Genomic DNA, 15,611 nt, shown 5'->3' with positions numbered 1-15,611 from the left:
GCCACGCCGGTGACCTCCTTGCACTCACGGCGTGTGGTTGAGAAAACCGGGGTTGAGCAGGCGTTTGGCATCGCGGTGCCCCGGTGCGATACGCTGTCGTGGCTTCACACGGGGTGTGGCGCAGCTTGGTAGCGTGCTTCGTTCGGGACGAAGAGGTCGTGGGTTCGAATCCCGCCACCCCGACAGTGTGGACAAGGCCCTGACCTGGGATCACCGAGTCGGGGCCGTCCTGTTTTGTGCGATGAGGTTTGCCGCACGCCGGTTGCGGCCACCCTAGGGCCGGACCGAGGAGAACCCGATGGAACACACCCAGATGCCGCCGCCCACGCCCAAGGACGCCACCAAGACGACCGAGGAGCAGCGCGAGCTGCAGGACCAGCTGAACCGCCAGAACGAGGATCCAGCCGCACCGGCCCGGTCACAGAGCCGCCGTCAGATCGCCGACGAGACCTGAAGCACCTAACCTGAGGGGGTGTTGCAGGCCGGCGACGTCATCTCCGGTTTCATTGTCGAAGCCCATCTCGGTGGTGGCGGTGCCGCCCAGGTGTATCGCGTGCACCGCATCGGTGAACCAGAACAGCTGGCGCTGAAGGTACTTCGTAACGATGCCGTCAACCCTGTCCGTGCCCGCCAAAGATTCGACCGCGAATTCACCATCGCCTCGACGTTGCACCATCCCAACATCGTGGCCACCTACGCGCACGGGGAAGCCGAATCCCCGGCCGGCGCAATGTGGATGGCCATGCAATACATCGACGGACCGCCGTCCTCCGTGCTGATACCGGTTGCGGACGGAGAACCGGATATCGATGCCGTCGTGGCGGTGGCAAGGCAGATCGCCACGGCGCTGGACTACGCCCATTCGATGGATGTCATCCACCGGGATGTCAAGCCCGCCAACATTTTACTGAGCACCGATTGCCGCCGCGCCTACCTCACCGACTTCGGGATCGCGCAGTTGATCGACGACGTCAAGCCGTTGGCCGACAACGGCCGGGTCCGCGGCTCCATTGCCTACGCGGCGCCCGAACTGCTGCAGGGCCAGCACTTGACGCCGGCCACGGACCTGTACGCGTTGGCGTGCAGCATATTCGAATGGCTGACAGGCTTGCCGCCCTTTCCCCGCAGCACCGCGTTCGCCATCACCTATGCGCACCTGCACGCCGCCGTCCCACCGTTGACACGGCGCCGGCCGTGGCTGCCCGGCTCGCTCGACGCCGTGTTCGCAAAGGCCTTGGCCAAGAGCGCGCCGGCTCGTTACGACACCTGCGCGGAGTTCGTCGACATCGTCACCAGGACGCTGCGTGACGTGCCGGTTCCCGAGGGACGATCGCGACGCCGGGTGGCCCGCAACGATATTGGCACGTAGCACAATGTTTACACCGCTCAACTTTCGCGACCGCACCCGCGGGCTTAGTGTCGAGCCAGCATGCACTTGCGGACGCAACAGGTTTGCGCCCGCGGTGCGTCGCGGCTGAAGCACTCGCCGAGCCCCGGCGATACGGCCCGTACCTACCGGTGGGGAGCGGCATGACCACAGAATCCACGTACGACAACTCGGCGCTGGCCCATGAGGACGAGGGTTATCACAAGGCCCTCAAACCTCGCCAGATCCAGATGATCGCCATCGGCGGCGCCATCGGCACCGGCCTTTTCATGGGCGCCGGCAGCCGCCTGCACGACGCCGGTCCCGGCCTGTTCATCGTCTACGCGATCTGCGGAATCTTCGTCTTTTTCATTCTGCGCGCACTGGGCGAACTGGTGCTGCACCGTCCGTCGTCAGGTTCATTCGTGTCATATGCGCGTGAATTCTTCGGCGAGAAAACTGCTTTCGTCACCGGCTGGCTGTACTTCTTCAACTGGGCCGCCACCGCGATCGTCGATGTCACCGCAGTCGCGCTCTACGTGCATTACTGGGGCATGTTCGAGGCGATCCCGCAGTGGTCGATCGCGCTCATCGCGCTGGGCATCGTGCTGACGATGAACATCATCTCGGTGAAGTTGTTCGGGGAGATGGAGTTCTGGGCCTCGATCATCAAGGTCGCCGCGCTGGTGACCTTCCTGGTGGTCGGGATCATCTTCCTGGCCGGACGGTTCCAGATCAACGGCCAGTCCACCGGACTCAGCGTGATCAGCGACAACGGCGGCCTGCTGCCCGTCGGCACCTTCCCGTTGGTGGTCGTCACCTCGGGTGTCATCTTCGCCTATGCCGCAGTCGAACTCGTCGGTATCGCGGCCGGTGAGACCGCCGATCCGCCGAAGGTGATGCCGCGGGCCATCAACTCGGTGATCGTGCGCATCGCGCTGTTCTATGTCGGGTCCCTGATCCTGCTCGCATTGTTGTTGCCCTACACCGAATTTCACAAGGGTGAGAGCCCGTTCGTGACGTTCTTCTCCAAGATCGGCGTGCCCGCGGCGGGCGGCATCATGAACCTGGTCGTGCTCACCGCTGCGATGTCCAGCCTGAACGCGGGGCTGTACTCCACCGGGCGCATCCTGCGGTCGATGGCCATGAACGGTAGCGGGCCCGCCTTCACCGGAAAGATGAACCGCAACGGTGTCCCGTTCGGCGGCATCGCCCTGACCGGCGCACTGACCTTGCTCGGCGTCATCCTCAACCTGTTCGTGCCCGAGGACGCCTTCAACATCGCGCTCGATCTGTCCGCCCTCGGCATCATCTCGACCTGGGCCATGATCGTGGCCTGCCAGTTGCAGCTGCACCGGTGGGAGCGCAAGGGGATCCTGGAACGGCCGGCGTTCCGGCTGCCCGGCACCCCGTACACCGGCTATGCCACCCTGGTCTTCCTCGCCGCGGTGACGGTGCTGATGTGTTACGAGAACATCTGGAATCTCATCGCGATCATCGTGCTGATCCCGATGCTGATCGGTGGCTGGTATGCGGTGCGGGGCAAGGTGGCTGCGATGGCCGCGCAACGCATCGGCTACACCGGCGAATATCCCGTCATCCCGCAGCCGCCGATTCCGGAGGGGCCGGGCGACGGCAAGGACTGAGGCCTGACCGCCCACCCTACCAAGCGGTTGATAGGGTCGGTCGATGACCGACCTGAGCTGGATCGCCGAACTCCTGCAGTTCGACCGCGATGGTGATCTGTTCTGCGCGCCGCAATGGGTCGGCCCCGGCAGCCGACTGTTCGGCGGGCTCATTGCGGCCCAGTCCCTGGGCGCCGCAGGCGCCACCGTCGACCCGGCCAAACATCCCCAGTCCCTGCACGCCTATTTCGTCCGCGGCGGGCAGTACGGCGTGGACGTCGAACTGGAGGTCGAACGCACCAGGGACGGCAGGTCGTTCGACACCCGCCGCGTCACCGCCCGCCAATCCGGCAAGGTCATCCTGGAGATGATCGCGTCGTTCCACCTACCCGAACCCGGGCCGGACTGGTATCCACCCCGGCCCGCCGGCGTCACGCTGGCCGACGCCATCCCCAAGAGCCTCGACCTCGAATCGGTGGACCGGTTCGAACTGCGCTGCCATCCCGCCGACGATTCCCCGTTCGCCGTGCCGCCGTTCTGGATTCGCACCCGCGACGCCATCGAGGACGACCCGCTCATCCGCGCCTGCACGTTGACCTACCTGTCCGATTTCGGTCCGGTGCCGGTGTCGCGGCCACCGGGCGCCGCGGTGGTGACCGAAGGCGGCTTCGCGGCCAGCCTCGACCACGCGGTGTGGTTCCACCGTCCGTTCGTCCCGGACCGGTGGCACCGTTACGAGGTGGATCCGCTCGGCAACAGCCATTCCCGCGGATTGGTTGCGGGCGGCCTGTACGACACCTCGGACCGGCTCATCGCGAGCACCAGCCAGCAGGCCCTCTGGCGTCTTTGACGGGTGTCCGGGATCACCGCGACTTTCGTTTGACCGGCGTCGCCGCGGTACCTCAAAATGTTTAGCGTGGGTAAACGCACGGAACAAGATCTGGTGAACGACGTGGAGACACGGCTGCGAGAGAAGTACTCCGCACTGCCGGCCGAACACGTCACCGCCGCCGTCGCCGACGCCCACAAGCATTTCGTCGCCAGCACCGTGCGGGACTACATCGCCCTGCTGGTCGAGCGGCGTGCCTCAGCGCATCTACAGCCGCGCCTTCACAGCCGCGGATAACCGCGCCCCATCGACTTTGCCCGCTGCGATCGCGGTCGCGGCTTTCATCACCTGACCCATCTGGCGGATGCCGGGCCGCTCCCCGATCTCCTCGGCGATCACCGCGATCGCGGTGTCGGCGACATCGGCGAGTTCGGCTTCGGTCAACGGGGTCGGCAGGTACTCGTCGATCACCCTGGCTTCGGCATGCTCGGTGGCCGCGAGTTCTCCGCGGCCGTTCTGGGTGTAGATCTGCGCGGCCTCAGCCCGCTTCTTGGCCTCGCGGGCCAGCACCTTGAGCACTTCGTCGTCGGACAACTCCCGTGCCTGTTTCCCGGACACCTCCTCGGCGCCGATCGCGGCGATCAGCATGCGCAAGGTGGCCGTCCGTAATTTGTCCTGCGCCTTCATCGCCGCGGTGAGGTCCGCGCGCAGTCGGTCCTTGAGTTCCGCCATGGCCGAGACGCTACGCCTGCCGACCGCTGGTACCGGGCCGGATACGTTGTCAATTATCCGAGTCGCCGACAGGATGGTGGCCATGCACAGCGACGCGGGCGGTTTCAGCCCGGCCTATCCGCCGCCCGGGCACGCCCCGCCCCCGGGCTACGGGCCACCCCCGGGTTACGGCGGCTACGCCTACCCGGCACCGGTCTACGGACCGCCGGCGGAGCTCAAACCCGGCATCATCGCCCTGCGCCCACTCAATCTCTCCGACATCTTCAACGGTGCCTTCGCCTACATCCGGGCCAACCCCAAGGCCACCCTCGGGCTGACCACCATCGTGGTGGTCGTCGCCCAATTGTTCGCGCTGGCGCTACAGATCACCCCGCTGGCCACGAGTGGCGCGCTGAACTCCGACCACACCGGCGAGGATGCCCCCGTCGTCGCACTGATCGGTCCCACCCTGGGCACCCTCACCGGCGCTGTCGCGACATGGGTGTCGGGCATCGTGCTCAGCGGCCTGCTCACCGTCATCGTGGGCCGCGCCGTGTTCGGGTCCGGCATCACCATCGGTGCGGCATGGCAGCGTCTGCGCGGGCGGATCGGCGCACTGCTGGCGTTCACCGTTCTGGAGGCGCTGGGCGCGGTGCTGCTCATCGCGGTCGCCGTCGGCGTCACGCTCACCGCGGTGCTGCTCCGCGACGGCGCGGCGGGCTTCCTCGTAGGTATCCCCTTGTTCCTCGGGGTGGTGATCCTGGTGGTGTATCTGGGCACGGCGCTGGGATTCGTCCCGACGCTCATTGTGCTGGAGCGGCTACCCATCATCGCCGCCATCCGGCGCTCGTTCGCGTTGATCAGGAACGACTTCTGGCGGGTGTTCGGCATCCGGCTGCTGGCCACCATGGTCGCCGGCATGATCGCAGGTGCGCTCGCCGTGCCGTTCAGCTTCGGCGGCCAGATCCTGATCTTCGCCTCGGACACCACGACTGCGGCGGTGATCGGGCTGGTGCTGATCGCGGTCGGTGGCGCCATCGGGCAGATCCTCACCGCGCCTTTCACCGCGGGCGTGGTCGTGCTGCAGTACACCGATCGCCGGATCCGTGCGGAGGCCTTCGATCTGGTACTGCGCACCGGTGCCGGCGCGGTGGCTCCGGCCCACTCCGCAGGATCGGTCGCGACCGATTTCGCCGACCAGCTGTGGCTGACCCGCCACCCCTGACGTGTCCGGACTCGAGATCGACAGCGACGCCGCCCACGAGGCTGCGCAACGCGAGCTGAGCAAGCCGATCTACCCCAAGCCGTCGGTGACCGACCAGTTGTGGGCCTGGCTCGACGATCTGATCTACCGGATATTCAGCGCAGGCTCCTCGGTGCCCGGCGGTTGGATCACCATCGGCCTGCTCGCCCTGCTCCTGGTTGTGGCGGTCATCGTGGCGGTACGGGTCGGCATGCGCACCATGCGTACCCGCCGTGGCGGTGACACCGCACTGTTCGACAGCCATCAGCTCGGTTCGGCCGAACATCGCGCCCTGGCGGAACAGAGTGCGGCGCAGGGTGATTGGTCCAATGCCATCCGGCACCGGCTGCGTGCCGTCGCGCGCAGGCTGGAGGAGACCGCGGTGCTCAACCCGGTACCGGGGCGCACGGCGACCGAGCTGGCCCGCGACGCGGCTACGGTCCTTCCCGATCTCAGGAACGAATTGCGCCGCGCTGCCGAGGTTTTCAACGATGTCGCCTACGGCGCCCGGCCCGCCACCGAGGCCGGCTACCGGGTGATCGCCGGCCTCGACGATCACCTGCCCCGCGCCATGGCCACCCGCGCGGACACTCCGGACGCTGCATCGGATGACTGGACCCCGGTGCGGTGACCGCCGTTCGCTGGCGCACCACGCGCTGGGTCGCCCTCGCCGTGGCCGCCGTCATCGCGGTGGCCGCATTGACCACGTTTCTCACCGCGCCGCGCCCGGGCGGGCTGATGGAGGCCGGGTCCACCTCACCCGACGGCGCCCACGCCCTGGTCACGCTGCTGGGCCAACACGGTGTCGACGTCGTCGTCGCCGACGATCTGGACGGCGTGACCCGGGCGGCCCGGCCGGACACGCTCATCGTGGTGGCACAGACCTATTTCCTGTACGGCGACGACACGTTGGCGACGCTGGCGGCCCTGCCTGGGGACCGGCTGGTGATCGCTCCCACCTCGGGCACCCGGGAGCAGCTCGCGCCGCGGGTCCGGCGCGATGGCGCCACCCCGTTCGGTGGCAGCCCCGGGTGTGACCTGCCGGAAGCGACCCGCGCCGGCGATGCCGATCTCGGCGTGAGCGACACCTTCCAAGCCGGCGGTGACGTCCCCCTCACCACCTGTTACCACGGTGCGCTGGTGCGCTATTCCGAAGCGGGCCGCACCGTGACCGTGGTCGGCAGCGGCGATTTCATGACCAACGGTGGTCTGCTCGGCAAGGGCAACGCGGCGCTGGCGATGAATCTCGCGGGCGCCCGCGACAGGGTGATCTGGTACGCGCCGCAACACACCGAAGGCGCCGCCGACGGGGCGCGGACCATCACCGACCTGATCCCGGACCAGGTGTACTGGGCGGTGCTGCAATTGTGTGTCGCCGTCGCACTGATCGCATGGTGGCGCGGTCGCCGGCTGGGTGCCCTGGTGGCCGAGGATCTGCCCGTCGTGGTCCGGGCATCGGAGACCGTGGAGGGCCGCGCCCGGCTGTACCGGTCCCGGCGGGCCAGGGACCGGGCGGCCGCCGCGCTGCGCGCCGCCGCGTTGGCCCGCCTGCTGCCCCGGCTGGGCCTCGGTGCCTCGGCCGCCGAATCCACCGTCACCGAGGCCATCGCCCAGCGCCTGACCCGGGATCCGAACACTTTGGCGCACAGCCTGTTCGGCCCCGCTCCGGAATCCGACGCCGCACTGCACCAGCTCGCCCACCAGCTCGACGAAATCGAAAGGCAGGTCGCACAATCGTGAGTCAGCCCCCCTCCCCGGACGCCGCCCGCGATGCCCTGTTGGCATTGCGCAACGAGATCGCCAAGGCCGTCGTCGGCCAGGAGGCGGTGGTGAGCGGCCTGGTGATTGCCCTGCTGTGCCGGGGGCACGTGCTGCTGGAGGGGGTGCCCGGCGTGGCCAAGACACTTCTGGTGCGTACCCTGGCCGCCGCGTTGGCGCTGGAGTTCAAGCGCGTGCAGTTCACCCCGGATCTGATGCCGGGCGATGTCACCGGTTCGCTGGTGTATGACGCCCGCACCGCCGAATTCGAGTTTCGGGCCGGTCCGGTGTTCACCAATCTGCTGCTGGCCGACGAGATCAACCGCACCCCGCCCAAGACCCAGGCCGCCCTGCTGGAGGCGATGGAGGAACGTCAGGTCAGCGTCGACGGTGAACCGCGGCCGCTGCCCGACCCGTTCATCGTCGCCGCCACCCAGAACCCGATCGAATACGAGGGCACCTATCAACTGCCCGAAGCCCAATTGGATCGGTTCCTGCTCAAACTCAATGTGCCGCTGCCGCCCCGGGATCAGGAGATCGCGATCCTGGACCGCCACGCCCGTGGGTTCGACCCGCGCGATCTGTCGGCGGTGCGCCCGGTGGCCGGGCCGGCCGAACTGGCTGCCGGACGCGAAGGGGTGCGCCAGGTACTCGTGGCCGGCGAGGTGCTCGGCTACATCGTGGACATCGTCGGCGCCACCCGGCAGTCCCCTTCGCTGCAGCTGGGTGTGTCGCCGCGCGGTGCCACGGCCCTGCTGGCGACGGCACGGTCCTGGGCCTGGCTGTCCGGGCGCACCTACGTGACGCCCGACGATGTGAAGGCGATGGCCCGGCCCACGTTGCGACACCGCATCGCCCTGCGGCCCGAGGCGGAGTTGGAGGGGGCCAGCCCCGACGGTGTGCTGGACGGCATCCTCAGCTCCGTCCCGGTGCCCCGCTAGTGGTGCTGACCGTCCGCACCGGCGTGATCGCGCTGATCGGTGCCTTGCCGGTGGCCTTTTCACCCTGGCCGGCAATGACTTTCATCATCATCGCGGTCATCCTGGCGGCGGCGGTGGTGATGGACGTGATGCTGGCCGCGAGCGCGCGCGGCGTGCAGCTGACCCGGTCGGGCGACACCGCCGCACGTCTCGGCCAGCCGGTACGGACCGAGTTGGTGCTGCACAACCGGGGATCGCGCCGGCTACGGGGCCACGTCCGCGACGCGTGGCCGCCCAGCGCCTGCGCCGCCCCCCGCCTGCATGCGGTGGATATCCCTGCCGGACAACAGGTTCCGGTGGTGACCACGCTGGCACCGGTACGCCGCGGCGACCAGCACAGCGCGCACGTCACGGTTCGCTCGATGGGCCCGCTCGGCCTGGCGGGCCGGCAGCACTCGCACCGGGCCGACGGGACGGTGCGCATCCTGCCGCCCTTCCTGTCCCGCAAGCATCTTCCGTCCCGATTGGCCAAGCTGCGCGAACTCGACGGCATGGTCCCCGTGCTGATCCGCGGTCAGGGCACCGAATTCGACTCGCTGCGTGAATATGTCGTGGGTGACGACGTGCGCTCGATCGATTGGCGCGCCACTGCCAGGCGGGCCGACGTGGTGGTGCGGACCTGGCGCCCGGAACGCGACCGCCGCGTGGTCATCGTGCTCGACACCGGCCGCACCTCGGCCGGGCGTATCGGTGTCGACCCGACATCCAAGGACGTGAACGGCTGGCCCCGGCTGGACTGGTCCATGGATGCCGCACTGCTGCTGGCCGCGCTGGCTTCCCGCGCCGGCGACCGGGTGGATTTCCTCGCCCACGACCGGGTGCCACGGGCCGCGGTGTTCAACGCCTCACGCACCGAACTGCTGGCGCAACTGGTCGAGGCGATGGCGCCACTACAACCGGCACTGGTGGAATCCGATGCCAGCGCAACGATTTCGGCAATCCAGCGCCGCGTCCGGCGCCGCGCCCTGGTGGTGCTGCTCACCGAACTGAATGCCTCGGCGCTGGACGAGGGCCTGATGTCCGTGCTGCCCCAGCTGGCCGGCCGGCACCACGTGCTGATCGCTGCGGTGTCCGACCCGCGGGTGGACGAGCTCGCTGCCGGCCGGGCCGACGCCGCGCAGGTCTATGACGCCGCGGCGGCCGAACGGTCCCGCAACGAACGCCGTGAGATCGCGGCCCGGCTTCGCAAACACGGCGTCGACGTCGTCGACGCGCTGCCCGAGGAACTGGCACCCGCACTGGCCGACCGCTATCTGGCCATGAAGGCGACCGGCAAGCTCTAACGGGTGGGCCGCACATCCGGGGCGTCGTCGACGTCACCGGTTTCCCCGGCGCGGACCGCCTTACGGCCGAAATAACCGATGTAGGCCAGGAACATGATCTCGGCCGCCACCCCGATGCCGATGCGCAGGAAGGTCGGCAGCGGCGACGGGGTCACCAGCGCCTCGATCAACCCGGAGATCAGCAGCACCACCACCAACCCGACTGCGACCGCCACCACGGCGCGGCCCTGTTCGGCCAGCACCTGCCCGCGCGGCCGGTCACCCGGCGCGATCACGGTCCAGCCCAGCCGCATTCCCACCGCGGCGGCCAGGAACACCGCGGTCAACTCCAGCAGCCCATGCGGAATCAGCAAGCCCAGCAGCGCATCCGCCTTGCCTGCACCGAACATCAGGCCACCGGACACCCCGAGGTTCAGCGCGTTCTGAAACAGCACATAAGGAATGGGGATACCCAGCAGGATCGCAAAGCCGATGCACTGGGCGGCCACCCACGAGTTGTTGACCCACACCCCCAGGGCGAACGACCCGGCCGGATTCTCGCTGTAGTAGGCGGCGAAGTCATGGTTGATCAGCTGCTCGAGTTCGGCGGGCGTGCCGACCGCGGACCGCACCTCCGGACTGCCGGCCACCCACACGCCGATGATCGCCGTCACGACGAAGAACGCCACCGCGGTGGACAGCCACCACCGCCATGACCGGTAGGCCACCACCGGGAAGGACACCGTCGCGAACCGGACCAGCTCACGCCACAACGGCGCGTGCGCACCGGTGACGGCGGAACGGGCGCGGGCCACCAGCCCGGACAACCGGCCGATCAACACGGGATCGGCCGATGCGCTGCGCACCATCGACAGGTGGGTGGACACCCGCTGATACAGGTCGACCAGTTCGTCGATCTCGGCGCCGGTCCACCCGCGGCGGCGGCGGAGCAGCTGTTCCAGCCGGTCCCACGACGCGCGGTGGGCCAGCACGAACGCGTCGACATCCACGGGGAGAACTTTAGTAGCGTTTACCCGCATGGTGTCCCAGCCGGAACCGTTGGTGACAGGCGATGCGGTGGTGCTCGACGTGTCGATCGCCCAACTGCCGGTGCGCGCCGCCGCGGCGCTCATCGATCTGACGGTGATGCTGATCGGGTACGTCCTGGGCGTCACGCTGTGGGCGTTGACGCTGGGCAAGTTCGATTCGGCCCTTTCGGCGGCGGTGCTCGTCATTTTCACCGTGTTGGTGCTGCTCGGGTATCCGGTGGCATTCGAGACCGCGACCCGGGGCAGATCGCTGGGCAAGATGGCCCTGGGGCTGCGGGTGGTATCCGACGACGGCGGTCCGGAACGCGTCCGCCAGGCTCTGTTCCGGGCCTTGGCAGGGGTCATCGAGATCTGGATGTTCACCGGTGCGCCTGCGGTGCTGTGCAGCATGGTGTCGTCGAGGGCCAAGCGGATCGGCGATGTGTTCGCGGGCACGATGGTGATCAGCGAGCGCGCGCCGAAGCTCAGCCCGACCCCGGTGATGCCGCCGGAACTGGGCTGGTGGGCCGGCACGGTGCAGTTGTCCGGCCTCGGGTCCGCTCAGGCCGATATGGCGCGCCAGTTCCTGTCCCGAGCCGAGCAGCTGGACCCCCGCACGCGCGAGCAGATGGCCCACCGGATCGCCGGTGAGGTGGTGTCCCGGATCGCGCCGCCACCTCCGACGGGCGCACCTCCCGAACGGGTGCTGGCCGCGGTACTGGCCGAACGGCACCGTCGCGAACTGGCTCGGCTGCAGATCGCCGCGCCCGCGCCGCCGTCAGCGCCTTGGTCTCCGCCGCCATCTGCCACCACCTCGCCGCAGAGCCCCCCTAGCACCGGTTTCGCGCCGCCAGGCTGATTCAATGGGACACTGATGTCCCATTTTGGGTCTGATGTGCTATATTTTGCTTCATGACCATGCCAGCCTGGACCGACAACGGAGCCGCCAGCGGCCCGCGCGGACGGACCCGGCGGGCCATCATCGACGCGGCCATCTCGGTCATCGCCGACAACCCGGCCGCCGCCCTGAGCGATATCGCCGAGGCCGCCGGCGTCGGGCGCAGCACTTTGCACCGGCATTTCTCCGAGCGCAGCGACCTGATGCGCGCGGTCGCCCTGCATGTGCACGAGGTGAGCACCGCGGCCATCACCGCCGCCGATCCGCACTGCGGGCCCGTCGACGCCGCACTGCGCCGCGTGGTGGAAAGCCAGCTCGACCTCGGCCCGATCGTGCTCTACATCTACACCGACCCGGCGCTGCTGGCCGATCCCGAGCTCGCCGCCCATCTCGATTCCGGCGATGAAGCGATAGCAGAAGTGCTGTCCCGCGCGACCGCCGACGGTCCCGTGTATCCCCCCGGCTGGGCCCGGCGGGTGTTCTGGGCGTTGCTCATGACCGGTTATGACGCCATCCGGCAGGACGGCATCCCCAGGCACCAGGTCGTCGACGCCATCATGTCCAGCCTCACGCAGGGCACCATCACCTCTCGTTAAGGAAGTCCCATGTCCACCCGCCTCGGCGCGCAAGCGCCGAAGACCGTTACCACCCCGCGCCGCGCCTGGATTGCGCTCGCGGTTCTCGCACTGCCCGTTCTGCTGATCGCGATCGACAACACCGTGCTGGCGTTCGCGCTGCCCATGATCGCCGAGGATTTCCGCCCGGCCGCTTCCACCCAGCTGTGGATCGTCGACGTGTATTCCCTTGTCCTGGCGGCACTTCTGGTCGCGATGGGCAGCCTCGGCGACCGGCTGGGCCGGCGCCGGCTGCTGCTGATCGGCGCCAGCGGCTTCATGGTGGTGTCCGCAGCCGCGGCATTCGCCACCAGCGCCGAGATGCTGGTGCTGGCTCGCGCCGTGCTCGGCGTGTTCGGCGCCATGCTGATGCCCTCGACACTGTCACTGATCCGCAACATCTTCACCGAAACCTCGGCGCGCCGGCTGGCGATCGCCATCTGGGCCTCATGCTTCACCGCGGGCACCACGCTGGGTCCGATCGTCGGCGGCGCGTTGCTTCAGCACTTCCACTGGGGCGCAGTATTTTTGGTGGCGGTGCCGGTCCTGCTGCCACTTGTGTTGCTGGCGCCCAAGTTGGTGCCGGAATCACGTGACCCGAATCCGGGCCCACTGGATCTGGTCAGCGTGGCGCTGTCCTTCGTCGCCATGTTGCCGTTCGTCTGGGCGATCAAAACCGCCGCGCATGACGGCCCGTCGGTCGTCGTGATCGCCGCCTTCGCCCTCGGCATCGCCGCCGCTGTGCTGTTCGTGCGCCGGCAGAACCGCAGCGCCACACCGATGCTGGACATGGCGTTGTTCCGGTCCGGCCCGTTCACCTCGTCGGTGCTGGCCAACTTCCTGTCCATCGTCGGACTGATCGGCTTCATGTTCTTCACGTCGCAGCATCTGCAGTTGGTGCTGGGCCTGAGCCCGCTGGCCGCCGGATTGGTGACGCTGCCGGGTGCGGTCGTCTCGATGATCGCCGGTATGGGCGTGGTGCGGGCGGCCAAGCGGTTCACTCCGCAAACATTGATGATCGTCGGCCTGGTCTTCGTGGCGCTCGGCTTCACCCTGATCCTGCTGTTCCGGCACGATCTGTCGGTGGCGGCGGTCATCGCGTCGTTCGTGGTGCTCGAGTTCGGTGTCGGCATCTCACAGACGGTGTCCAACGACACCATCGTGGCTTCGGTTCCGGCCGCCAAAGCCGGTGCCGCGTCCGCGGTTTCGGAGACGGCCTACGAGCTGGGAGCGGTCGTTGGCGCGGCCACACTCGGCACCATCTTCACCGCGTTCTACCGCGCCAACGTGGTGGTCCCCAGCGGACTGACCCCGGAGCAGGCCGGTGCGGCCGGGGAGAGTATCGGCGGCGCGACGTCGGTGGCCGCCGAACTGCCGGGCGGACTGGCTGAGCGCCTACTGGATTCGGCGCATGCGGCGTTCGATTCGGGAGTCGCGCCGACCGCGGTCATCGCCATCGTGCTCACGCTGACCGCCGCCGTCATCGTCCGGGTGTCGTTCCGCCGGTCAGCAGAAGCGCCGCACCCAGCAGCGCGGTGATGGTGCGGGCGTGGTTCCACCACGACCACGGCCCCAGGTAGGCCCGCCAGTCCAGCCCGCCACCCAGCCGATCGTTCAGCGGGACGCTGAACACGATGGTGATGACGGCGGGCAGGATAGCGAGCACCGCGCCGGCCAGCAGGAAGGCACTCCCCGGCCGGCCCAGCTGCACGACCGCAACGGTGGCCAGCACCAGCGCCAGCACCGTGGTGCCGAAGAACAACGCCAAGAAGGGTGCATTGGCCTGCGCCTCGGCATTGATGCCGCGCATCGCCGTCGCGGCGTCGGTGGGTCCGGTGCGGTCCAGGCCGGGCATCACAAAACTGGAGAACGCGTAGAAGATTCCGCCGACGGCGGCGCTGCCGATGGTGGTGGCAGCGGTGAGCAGGGCGACTGAACTGTGTGACATGACTTCAGTCAACGGGGTCAAGCTCGGACGATCTATGGCTGACGGTCTCACCTTCATACGTGAGCGTCTCAACCATCGCTTTAGTTCGGCGACGGTGTCGGTGGTGGTGGGAAGGGTTGGTACCACCACCATTGGGCGCGTTCGCCGGTCGGTCCGGGATACGGCGCGACATCGGGTGCGGGTGTGGCCGGTGGGTGGGCCAGGGATCCGCGGTGCAGTGGTTGTCCGGTGTGGTCGGTGATGATGAGTCGGTCGGCGGGTCCGGTGATGTTCAGGGCGCCGCGGTGGTGCAGTCGGTGGTGATGGGGGCAGACCAGCACCAGATTCGACAGCTCAGTCGCACCGCCGTCTTCCCAGTGTGTGATGTGGTGGGCGTGTAAACCCCGGGTCGCCGCGCAGCCGGGGATCACACAGCAGCGGTCACGGTGTTCTAGGGCGCGGCGTAGCCGGCGGCTGATGGTGCGGGTGGTGCGCCCGGCTCCGATCGGTCGGCCGTGACGTTGGAACCACACTTCGCAGGTCGCATCACAGGTCAGGAATTGTCGTTCCGCCTCGGTCAGTACCGGGCCCAGGTGCAGGGCGGCGGTCTTCTGGTCGAGGTCGAGGTGCACGACGACGGTGGTGTGCTGGCCGTGCGGGCGCCGCGCCACTTCGGTGTCCCAGCCGGCCTCGACCACACTCATGAAGGCATCCACCCGGGTCGGAAACGGGGTGTCCGCGCCAGTGTCTCCGGTGTGGTTGCTGATCAGGCCGTCGTGGTGGGACTGCATGGCCGTATCGAATTTTGCGGCGTCCAGGCGCGGTAACCGGATCCGGTAGGTGGTGTAGTCCGGGCTTTCGCTGGTTTTGGTGACTTCGGGCCCGGGCTCGGGCCGCTCGGGTTCGGGTTCGTCGCGGGGTGCCAGGTTGATCGCGGTGCGCAACTGGGCCACCGTCGCTGAGGCGGCCAGTTCGGCGTAATGCGCGTCGCTACCGTGGGCGCCGCGTTCGGCGATGACACCGACCTGATCCAACGACAACCGACCCTCCCGCAGGTCGTGGGTGCAGCGCGGGAATTCCTCGATGCGGCGCGCCACCGCAACGACGGCGTCGGCGTTGCGTGGGGTGGCACCGGTTTTCCAGGCCACCAACGCCGACAGCGACCGCGCCCCGGTCAACCCCGCCAGATCCTCGCGCTCCAACGCGGCCACCAGATCGACCAGCCGACCGTCGATCGCATTACGCTGCCCACACAACTCGGCCAGCTCCCCGAACAACACCTCAAGCCGCTCAACAGGACTAGCCTGCGAAGCCAAAGCTACTGCGGCGCTGGACATGACACCATCATCGCAGCAGGGTCCGACAAGTCG

Annotated in this window: 17 protein-coding genes and 1 tRNA gene; 14 read left to right on the top strand and 4 right to left on the bottom strand. The window is 68.2% G+C overall.

Annotation, left to right across the window (positions count from 1 at the left end; all coding sequences use genetic code 11):
• The first annotated feature begins 109 nt into the window (after positions 1–109).
• The 6 genes from ACXPWS_RS01830 to ACXPWS_RS01805 all read left to right on the top strand — a co-directional run bounded on the left by ACXPWS_RS01830 (position 110) and on the right by ACXPWS_RS01805 (position 4,117).
• A tRNA-Pro gene (locus ACXPWS_RS01830) sits at positions 110–183 on the top strand.
• Between the two features lie 115 nt (positions 184–298).
• Entirely contained in the window at positions 299–454 is a 156-nt protein-coding gene (locus ACXPWS_RS01825) for a hypothetical protein (RefSeq protein WP_458710806.1), read from the top strand.
• Between the two features lie 18 nt (positions 455–472).
• Entirely contained in the window at positions 473–1,369 is an 897-nt protein-coding gene (locus ACXPWS_RS01820) for a serine/threonine-protein kinase (RefSeq protein ID WP_458710805.1), read from the top strand.
• A 161-nt stretch (positions 1,370–1,530) separates the two neighbouring features.
• Positions 1,531–3,012: an amino acid permease gene (locus ACXPWS_RS01815; RefSeq protein WP_458710804.1), complete on the top strand. Its 1,482-nt coding sequence runs from the start codon at positions 1,531–1,533 to the stop codon at positions 3,010–3,012.
• A 43-nt stretch (positions 3,013–3,055) separates the two neighbouring features.
• Positions 3,056–3,841 (top strand): acyl-CoA thioesterase, encoded by a 786-nt coding sequence (locus tag ACXPWS_RS01810; RefSeq protein ID WP_458710803.1) that lies wholly within the window; start codon positions 3,056–3,058, stop codon positions 3,839–3,841.
• A 66-nt stretch (positions 3,842–3,907) separates the two neighbouring features.
• Positions 3,908–4,117, top strand: coding sequence for a three-helix bundle dimerization domain-containing protein (locus tag ACXPWS_RS01805; RefSeq protein ID WP_458710802.1), 210 nt, complete (start codon positions 3,908–3,910; stop codon positions 4,115–4,117).
• On the opposite strand, the gene ACXPWS_RS01800 is transcribed toward ACXPWS_RS01805, so the two are convergent.
• Positions 4,088–4,552 (bottom strand): GatB/YqeY domain-containing protein, encoded by a 465-nt coding sequence (locus tag ACXPWS_RS01800; RefSeq protein ID WP_458710801.1) that lies wholly within the window; start codon positions 4,550–4,552, stop codon positions 4,088–4,090. The genes ACXPWS_RS01805 and ACXPWS_RS01800 overlap by 30 nt on opposite strands.
• Before the next feature lie 82 nt (positions 4,553–4,634).
• Between ACXPWS_RS01800 and ACXPWS_RS01795 the strand changes: the two genes are divergently transcribed.
• From ACXPWS_RS01795 to ACXPWS_RS01775, 5 genes are read left to right on the top strand one after another with little or no spacing between them, the layout of a single operon-like run.
• Positions 4,635–5,756, top strand: coding sequence for a hypothetical protein (locus ACXPWS_RS01795; protein WP_458710800.1), 1,122 nt, complete (start codon positions 4,635–4,637; stop codon positions 5,754–5,756).
• 1 nt (position 5,757) lies between these two features.
• Positions 5,758–6,405, top strand: a complete 648-nt coding sequence (locus tag ACXPWS_RS01790; protein WP_458710799.1) for a DUF4129 domain-containing protein — start codon at positions 5,758–5,760, stop codon at positions 6,403–6,405.
• Positions 6,402–7,514 carry a DUF4350 domain-containing protein gene (locus ACXPWS_RS01785; protein ID WP_458710798.1) on the top strand — a complete coding sequence of 371 codons (1,113 nt, stop codon included), beginning with the start codon at positions 6,402–6,404 and terminating at the stop codon, positions 7,512–7,514. Before ACXPWS_RS01790 ends, ACXPWS_RS01785 begins: the two co-directional genes overlap by 4 nt.
• Entirely contained in the window at positions 7,508–8,473 is a 966-nt protein-coding gene (locus ACXPWS_RS01780; RefSeq protein ID WP_458713371.1) for an AAA family ATPase, read from the top strand. The genes ACXPWS_RS01785 and ACXPWS_RS01780 overlap by 7 nt, the downstream gene beginning before the upstream one ends.
• Positions 8,473–9,795: a DUF58 domain-containing protein gene (locus ACXPWS_RS01775; RefSeq protein ID WP_458710797.1), complete on the top strand. Its 1,323-nt coding sequence runs from the start codon at positions 8,473–8,475 to the stop codon at positions 9,793–9,795. Before ACXPWS_RS01780 ends, ACXPWS_RS01775 begins: the two co-directional genes overlap by 1 nt.
• Here ACXPWS_RS01775 and ACXPWS_RS01770 read toward each other — a convergent pair.
• Positions 9,792–10,784 carry a stage II sporulation protein M gene (locus ACXPWS_RS01770; protein WP_458710796.1) on the bottom strand — a complete coding sequence of 331 codons (993 nt, stop codon included), beginning with the start codon at positions 10,782–10,784 and terminating at the stop codon, positions 9,792–9,794. The two genes, ACXPWS_RS01775 and ACXPWS_RS01770, sit on opposite strands and share 4 nt — an antisense overlap.
• A 28-nt stretch (positions 10,785–10,812) precedes the next feature.
• Between ACXPWS_RS01770 and ACXPWS_RS01765 the strand changes: the two genes are divergently transcribed.
• Genes ACXPWS_RS01765 through lfrA form a run of 3 tightly spaced genes read left to right on the top strand, consistent with a single transcriptional unit; the run spans position 10,813 to position 13,853 of the window.
• Positions 10,813–11,661: an RDD family protein gene (locus ACXPWS_RS01765; RefSeq protein WP_458710795.1), complete on the top strand. Its 849-nt coding sequence runs from the start codon at positions 10,813–10,815 to the stop codon at positions 11,659–11,661.
• Positions 11,662–11,714: 53 nt separating this feature from the next.
• Positions 11,715–12,296: a TetR/AcrR family transcriptional regulator gene (locus ACXPWS_RS01760; protein ID WP_458710794.1), complete on the top strand. Its 582-nt coding sequence runs from the start codon at positions 11,715–11,717 to the stop codon at positions 12,294–12,296.
• A gap of 9 nt (positions 12,297–12,305) precedes the next feature.
• Positions 12,306–13,853 (top strand): efflux MFS transporter LfrA, encoded by a 1,548-nt coding sequence (gene lfrA, locus ACXPWS_RS01755; RefSeq protein WP_458710793.1) that lies wholly within the window; start codon positions 12,306–12,308, stop codon positions 13,851–13,853.
• Here lfrA and ACXPWS_RS01750 read toward each other — a convergent pair.
• Entirely contained in the window at positions 13,795–14,262 is a 468-nt protein-coding gene (locus ACXPWS_RS01750; RefSeq protein WP_458710792.1) for an anthrone oxygenase family protein, read from the bottom strand. The two genes, lfrA and ACXPWS_RS01750, sit on opposite strands and share 59 nt — an antisense overlap.
• A gap of 80 nt (positions 14,263–14,342) precedes the next feature.
• Positions 14,343–15,578, bottom strand: coding sequence for an HNH endonuclease signature motif containing protein (locus ACXPWS_RS01745; protein ID WP_458710791.1), 1,236 nt, complete (start codon positions 15,576–15,578; stop codon positions 14,343–14,345).
• Positions 15,579–15,611: the final 33 nt, after the last annotated feature.

The sequence above is a fragment of the Mycobacterium sp. BMJ-28 genome (assembly GCF_054404835.1).
The sequence above is the reverse complement of the archived record's forward strand: the minus strand, read 5'-3'. Positions and strand labels throughout refer to the sequence as shown.